Origin of the sequence: Propionivibrio sp. (genome assembly GCF_049316945.1) — a bacterium.
Taxonomy (GTDB): domain Bacteria; phylum Pseudomonadota; class Gammaproteobacteria; order Burkholderiales; family Rhodocyclaceae; genus Propionivibrio.
Window position 1 is genome coordinate 1 of sequence record NZ_JBMOJE010000199.1, and the last position, 6,303, is coordinate 6,303.

Annotated in this window: 10 protein-coding genes; 5 read left to right on the forward strand and 5 right to left on the reverse strand. The window is 53.8% G+C overall.

Annotated features, from left to right (window positions below):
* Positions 1–220: 220 nt before the first annotated feature.
* Complete coding sequence (locus ACOYNV_RS25015; protein WP_422902526.1) at positions 221–628, forward strand: hypothetical protein; 408 nt, start codon at positions 221–223, stop codon at positions 626–628.
* Between the two features lie 18 nt (positions 629–646).
* Entirely contained in the window at positions 647–1,183 is a 537-nt protein-coding gene (locus tag ACOYNV_RS25020; protein WP_422902527.1) for a transposase, read from the forward strand.
* Positions 1,184–1,254: 71 nt separating this feature from the next.
* Here the strand turns inward: ACOYNV_RS25020 and ACOYNV_RS25025 are convergent, their stop codons facing one another.
* The 3 genes from ACOYNV_RS25025 to ACOYNV_RS25035 all read right to left on the reverse strand — a co-directional run bounded on the left by ACOYNV_RS25025 (position 1,255) and on the right by ACOYNV_RS25035 (position 2,810).
* Positions 1,255–1,545 carry a hypothetical protein gene (locus ACOYNV_RS25025; protein ID WP_422902528.1) on the reverse strand — a complete coding sequence of 97 codons (291 nt, stop codon included), beginning with the start codon at positions 1,543–1,545 and terminating at the stop codon, positions 1,255–1,257.
* Between the two features lie 186 nt (positions 1,546–1,731).
* On the reverse strand, positions 1,732–2,163 hold the full coding sequence (locus tag ACOYNV_RS25030; RefSeq protein ID WP_422902529.1) for a cupin domain-containing protein: 432 nt from the start codon (positions 2,161–2,163) through the stop codon (positions 1,732–1,734).
* 251 nt (positions 2,164–2,414) lie between these two features.
* Positions 2,415–2,810 carry a hypothetical protein gene (locus tag ACOYNV_RS25035; RefSeq protein WP_422902530.1) on the reverse strand — a complete coding sequence of 132 codons (396 nt, stop codon included), beginning with the start codon at positions 2,808–2,810 and terminating at the stop codon, positions 2,415–2,417.
* Positions 2,811–2,935: 125 nt separating this feature from the next.
* Between ACOYNV_RS25035 and ACOYNV_RS25040 the strand changes: the two genes are divergently transcribed.
* The 3 genes from ACOYNV_RS25040 to xseB are packed head-to-tail and all read left to right on the forward strand — an operon-like array spanning position 2,936 to position 5,006.
* A complete protein-coding gene (locus ACOYNV_RS25040; protein WP_422902531.1) occupies positions 2,936–3,508 on the forward strand; it encodes a DUF5710 domain-containing protein in 573 nt (190 codons plus the stop codon).
* On the forward strand, positions 3,430–4,689 hold the full coding sequence (locus ACOYNV_RS25045) for an exodeoxyribonuclease VII large subunit (RefSeq protein ID WP_422902532.1): 1,260 nt from the start codon (positions 3,430–3,432) through the stop codon (positions 4,687–4,689). Before ACOYNV_RS25040 ends, ACOYNV_RS25045 begins: the two co-directional genes overlap by 79 nt.
* Positions 4,686–5,006, forward strand: coding sequence for an exodeoxyribonuclease VII small subunit (gene xseB, locus ACOYNV_RS25050; RefSeq protein ID WP_422902533.1), 321 nt, complete (start codon positions 4,686–4,688; stop codon positions 5,004–5,006). Before ACOYNV_RS25045 ends, xseB begins: the two co-directional genes overlap by 4 nt.
* Positions 5,007–5,085: 79 nt before the next feature.
* Here xseB and ACOYNV_RS25055 read toward each other — a convergent pair whose 3' ends face one another.
* Both ACOYNV_RS25055 and ACOYNV_RS25060 read right to left on the reverse strand, forming a co-directional pair.
* Positions 5,086–5,712, reverse strand: a complete 627-nt coding sequence (locus ACOYNV_RS25055) for a PolC-type DNA polymerase III (protein WP_422902534.1) — start codon at positions 5,710–5,712, stop codon at positions 5,086–5,088.
* A gap of 215 nt (positions 5,713–5,927) precedes the next feature.
* Positions 5,928–6,140 carry a hypothetical protein gene (locus tag ACOYNV_RS25060; RefSeq protein ID WP_422902535.1) on the reverse strand — a complete coding sequence of 71 codons (213 nt, stop codon included), beginning with the start codon at positions 6,138–6,140 and terminating at the stop codon, positions 5,928–5,930.
* Positions 6,141–6,303: the final 163 nt, after the last annotated feature.

Genomic DNA, 6,303 nt, shown 5'->3' on the forward strand with positions numbered 1-6,303 from the left:
CAGACCGAACGTAATAGCGCAAACTTGATATGTTTATTTATTTACGCCGCCTAACGTGGAGAAAATAAAGGCGTACAACGTCACAAATGCAGAGAAAATAAAAGCGAACAAAGCCGCGTACAACGCCGCTAATGCGGAGAAAAAAAAGCGGACAACGCACGATGATGGCGGCAGCGCGGTAGTGTTTGAGTAATGACCAAGTGAGGAAAACATCGCACAAATGACCCTGCAAGCCAAAACCCTGAAAATCACGGCGGTAATCACTGATTTTGAACAGCACCTCGACTTGGATACTGTTGGATCGAAAATCGTTACCGTGACAATTGTGGATTCGACAGGCGGCAAGCTTGCGGTGTCACTCAGCTCAAAGTCCTATCGCAAAGCGGTGGCGGCATTCAAGGAGTATGACGGTAACGCTGCAGTGATTGTTTCTGGCGAGCTGGATATGGCTGCCAGAACAATTAACCAAGCCGGTATCATCGTGCAGCAGAAGGTGCCTAAAGCTGTCCCGGAGCCTATTCCCTCGGCAGACGTAGCGGTTCCTGTTTTGACCGATCCGATGCCAGTGACTCGCAGCCCAGTTATCACCATCAAGAAAAAGCACATACTTGAAATCCCGACTTCTTGAGAGTAGCAACGTGTGAGCATGAATGAATTTCGCCGACTGGCCGTGAAGATTGATCAGCACATGCAACAGCTTTCTGCCCAAGGCGTCAGCGAGGCTCATGTCATTTTTGATCGAATGGTGGGATACGTCCCCGACCTGCACAAGATTTGGGTCGGCACTACCGACGATCAACTCATTGCACTGTGCAACGAGTTTCCTGGGTTTTACCGCTACGCCTTCATCATGGAAGAGGCGTCCAAAATCGAGAACAACAAGGTATCGCGGCCCTATGACGGCATTACCAAGATACCTTTACAGAACAAGCCACTGGCGGATCAATTGCTGACAACGGCGGCAACACTTGAGCGTGGCTACCAAGCGTTTCGTGGAAGCGGCAACCTGCAAGTATTCCAGCCCCAAGTTAATGAGCTGGACCGGCTGCATCGGCAATGGCTTTCCGATTTGGACAGCTTCAAAAGCTCTCTACGTGCGCAGGGCGTAGAACCCAAAGCATTGGAGTACGTGAATGAAGCGTTCGGACGCCTTGCCGAGCGCATCAAGAAACTTGCCGGCTGAAGTGGAAATTGAAGTTGGAATTTGAGTGACGGAATTTTCGGCGATATGCAGAGTCCAGGAATATGTGGAGTTCAGGCGAAGGGATAGCGCTTCTTCAGTGGTACGGCCGCCAAACGGTTGCCATGCCACTGGGTGACCAGACGGGTGACCTGCGCACGGCTGTAGCCGGTGGTGCGTTGTAGATACACCCGCAGCACACCGCGCTCGCGCTTGCTCAGATGGGGATAGTCGAAGCGCTTGAGCACATGACTGATGTGTTCATAGCGGTCGCTGTCGTCCCCGTGCGCTAGAAACTCGATCTCCTCGCTGGCGCTGAGAAATTGTTCGATCTGCTCAATCGTGCGCAGCCGTGTTTCGTTCATGTTGATCACCATCCTTGCGATGATCAACCCACTTATCAATTCAGCCTCAGATTTATCGCTTCAGGCTCATAACTCATTGGACAGGGCTGTCAATCTGAGTCGCGCAAACAACAAGTCAATATTCACTTTGCTTCAGGCAAGTAGTTCTTCCCGAGGCCGGATCAACTGCTCCCTGGGAACACCGACCTATTTCATAAGCTCAACATTTTGGGTGCCTTCGGCACCCATATGAACGGATAGGATGCTGACCGTGGTGGTTCCCAGGTTCGTTCCCCGATGTATCGTGTACATAGCCTCGACCAGGGCCTCCCCCTTGCGAAACACGCGCTTGCCTTCAGCGCCATAATCGACCGTTACCTCTCCTTCAAGGATGTAAGCAAACATGGGGGCGGGGTGACGGTGGAAAACGGTTTCAGCGCCAGGGGCAATCGTCACGATGTTCGCGGTGATGCGCGCGGGGCCTGTCGTCGGGTATCGAATGATTTCGCCGACGACTGTTGTAGTTGTTGAGAGCAATTCCCGGGTTGGATAGGCTTGGGCCCACGCAGCACTGGGGATTGAACTAATGGCGAAGACCAGGCTAATGGTTCTGAATAGTGTTCGGGGGTTCGTCAGCACTTTAACTCCAGTTTATAGGTGATTTCGATTGATCATTGACTTCGGGATTGGCAATTGCAGGCAATAGGATGCGCTTGACAGGAAGATTGTGCCACTTCTATAGGTTCATTTTGTCAATTGAAATTGCCAATCGGAGCCGATGTAATTATCGGTTTTTGAAAGTCAGATTGACCAGCATGCGCGTTGATGTTTGACCAGACAAATTATGCCCAAACCCTGGGTCAGCTTGAAAATCACAAGAAAATAGCTGGTCACTGAAATTCGCCCATGATGGTTAATCTGACTCGCGCAGCAACAGCGAAGCGGGCGGTCATGCGTAATATTTTGAACGGTCGCTTTCGTTTTTTCCACGCTTGTGGTGAAGGGCCGCATTTCAAAATCCCGACCGTCTGCAATGGGTTGCAATCGGTGGCAGAAAATTTCACACAGATTTTCCATTTGAAATCTGCTGCGACGCAGCATTTAAGGCGCTCGTCAATACAATCCGGATAACCAAAAATACTTGATGCCCTTGTTGAATTCTTTATCGCCGGGACGTCAGTGGGTGGCCGACTTTGGACTGGAATCGCTGGCAGGGTTTCGAATGCAATGAGTGGCAGGGTATTAAAGTGGAATGGGTGGCAGGTTTGGGTGGAATGTGCAGGCATTTCGTCCCGACTCGCGTGGAATCAGTGTCCAGATTCGCGTGGAATCAGTGTCCAGATTGGTGTGGAATACGCACCCGACCCATCCAAACTGTACTGTCGGATCATTTGTACCGGATAATCACTGAATGGCCCAAACCTACCTCACCGTTGATTTCAAAGAAAAGGACAAAGCCAAGGCTCTCGGCGCGAAATGGGATGCTGTCGCCAAAAAATGGTTCGCCCCGGAAGGCTTGGACCTTGTTGCATTCAAGGCATGGCTCCCGGCTGGACTCGACAAGCGCATGCCCAGCCAGTCAGCCTCTGCAGAACTTTTGCCTGCTTCCGTGTCGACAACCCAAGAGGTCGCGCTACAGAGCAAGGGCATCTCGCTCTCGCAACTCCTGGCTGGGGTTGCAAACGCTGTTGCTCAAGCCTTCAAAGCGGGCGTCTGGACCGTGGTCGAGGTCGTCCAAGCAAGGACAAATGGCGGTCACGTCTACCTTGAGCTCTCTGAGCTGGAGGCGAACGGGAATGTATTGGCTAAAGCCAACGCCACCATCTGGGCCGCACGGCGAACAAGATTCTGCCGGCTTTTGAAAAAGCCACGGGAGCCAGCATCGCGCCTGGCATCAAGCTGCTGGTGCGTGCCAGACCTGTTTATAAGCCTCAATACGGCTTCAGCCTTGAAATTGATGCCATCGACCCCGACTACACCCTAGCTGACCTCGAGGCCAGAAAACGCGAAATCCGCACCCGGCTGCAACAGGAAGGCCTTTTTGGTGCCAACAAAAAGCTGCCCGCCCCTTGGGATTACACCGCGGTTCTGGTGATTGCGCTTCAAGGGGCGGCAGGACTGGGGGATTTCCAGGCGGAACCCAAGCGTCTGGTGCAGTTCGGTATCTGCCAGTTTGTCTATGCCACAAGTCGTTTCCAAGGGGAGGGTGCCGCTGCTGAAATTCGGGATGAACTCTTTTCTGCATTGGAAAACTGGAGGGATTCGGGCATGGAGGGGCCGGATGCAGTCGTGATTATCCGGGGCGGTGGCGCGGCAAATGACTTGGCCTGGTTGAACGATTATGCGCTTGCTCGCGCTATCTGCGAACTGACGGTACCGGTACTCACCGGCATCGGCCACGAACGCGACAGCACCATTCTCGATGAGGTGGCGAACACCAGCTTTGATACACCGAGCAAGGTTGCGGCAGGCATCGAGCAGATCATCAAGAAGCGTGTCCAGGAAGCCAAGGACAACTTTGAATTGCGGACCTCCGCCGCCGTTCGCGGACTCAATTCGGCACGTGGACAACTTGAGAAGGGCATGGTTATTGTTCATGCAGGGGCTTTGCGCCATGTTGCGCTAGCCAAGCAGGAATCTGTGGAACTGATGGGAAGCATTCGTCTGGAGGCCATCCAGACGATTCACGATGCCACCCAAGAAACGCGCGGGCTGATGAGTGAGGTCAGGCACGATACACATCAACTACTTTCGATTGCAAAGCGTGAGGTGCCGGCCCTGTTCGCCGAGGTTCGGTCGGAAGCACATGCTGCCGTGAAGACGGCGCGCACGCTCGCCTCTTCAAAGCTCGACGCGGTTCGCGACCGGACCGTGCTGGATGTTCGTCGCAGCCATGAGGCGAGCAACCAGAGTTTTCGGTCAATCGGACTGTATGCCAAACGTTCTATTTCTGATGCTTTGGCTAATTCCAAAGCCTTGTTCCGAGAAATCGCAGGCCAGGGACCAGAAAAAACCCTCGGACGGGGCTTTACCGTCGTCCGCGATGCTGAGCTTAAGACCATCACCAGCGCAGGTCAGGCAATCCCCGGCCAGGCATTGGAAATTCAATTCAGGGATGGCCGTGTCGGCACCCTGGTTACTGAGCACAACAAAGGAAAAGCATGACTGCAACGACATTTCGTGACGCCTATGGCGTCCTGCAACGCCACGCCAATACACTGCGCAATCAGCAGGAACCAAACATTGATGACCTCCTGGATATTGTCACAGAGTCTGTAGGTGCCTACAAAGTTTGCAAGGAACGGATTGACGCGGTCGAGAAAGCCTTGGAACAGGCGCTGGGAAATGTGGGTGTCGAGCCGGTTTCAATCCCTTCCGCTTCGGTCGCGACGACTGCGCAGTCGGCTGATGCACCGGTTGCGGCAGCTTCTTCACAGCAGGAGGAGCCACCCGTCGATGACGACGACGATTTGCCGTTCTAGCCAGCGCTACGCGGTGCTTGATGGCAGGAGGAAAGACCACCGCTCATCCGCTTGCGGGTCTCCAGAAAATCTGCCCCGCTTACTGAACAGCAAGAACTTTGCGTTGATGACGTTCCAGACACTGGTCCAACTTGTTTCTGGGGACTTTTTGAATCTTGCGCAGAAGCTCATGGGAAACCTCGCTAACTTTGTAGCGACCACGCAATTCGTCTTCCAGCCAGGCCAGAAGACTGGCGGCCATCTCCGCATCGGCTAATGCTCGGTGATAACGACCCGTAATTGGTAGCTTGACGAACTGAACAAGGGCACCAAGCTTATGGCTTGGTGCCTGCGGGAGCAGTCGTCGTGCAAGCAGCATGGAGCAGGCGAACTCTTGGCGTCTGCTTCGCTGAATGCGAGCAAGTTCCGCGTCCCAGAACTTGCAGTCAAACGAAGCATTGTGTGCAACCAGGGGATAGCCACCAACAAAATCGGATACTTCACGCATGACATCGGCCACCGGGGGTGCTTTGCGTATCATGGCGTTGGAAATTCCGGTCAGTTCTTCGATGAACGAAGGGATGCGTACACCTGCATTCATCAAGCTCTGGTATCGGCCAACAACCTTCCCGTCTTGCAGAAGTACCGCGGCAATCTCTGTCGCGCGGTCTCCTTGTGCAGGAGACAAGCCTGTTGTTTCAAAGTCAATTACAGCGACAATCTCCATGCATTCCCCTTAGCGCCGGCTACTCATCTTTTCGAGTGTTCAGCATGGATTGTCTCATTTGACGCGGTGCCAAGACTAATCGTAATCCGGCCCAGTCGAGTCGGCCGCCATTCCAGCCTGCCGAAGTGGCGTCGCGCCAAATTAAACTCTCTGCGTGCCCGAAAAATCTGTCGCGGCCAGCCAAGTGCAGGCCATGCAAATGGACACGGCCGACCTCAAGGCCCGGCGTCTGGGATAATCTTGATCAGTTGGAGTTTTGCGCGGCGTGAAACCTGCCCGGAGCAGGCCGGACATGGGTGCTTGACCTCGATCCTGTCGGAGATCACCAGGGAAGTTGCCAGGCGATGTCTGCGGCAGGGCAGGGCGCATTCGATAAACAGGTCAATGAAGGTAAAACAGACGATGCCATCCAGAACGTTACTGCACAAGCAGGTAAATCCCTTGGTTGTTCACCATGCCCCGTGTCCCGATGGATTTGGCGCGGCCTACGCCGCCTGGTGCCACTTCGGGGATAGAGCGGACTACGTTGGCGCCGACTAAGTAATAGCGCACAACCGAAGTGGAACGAATCTTGCTGCACGGGGTTAAATC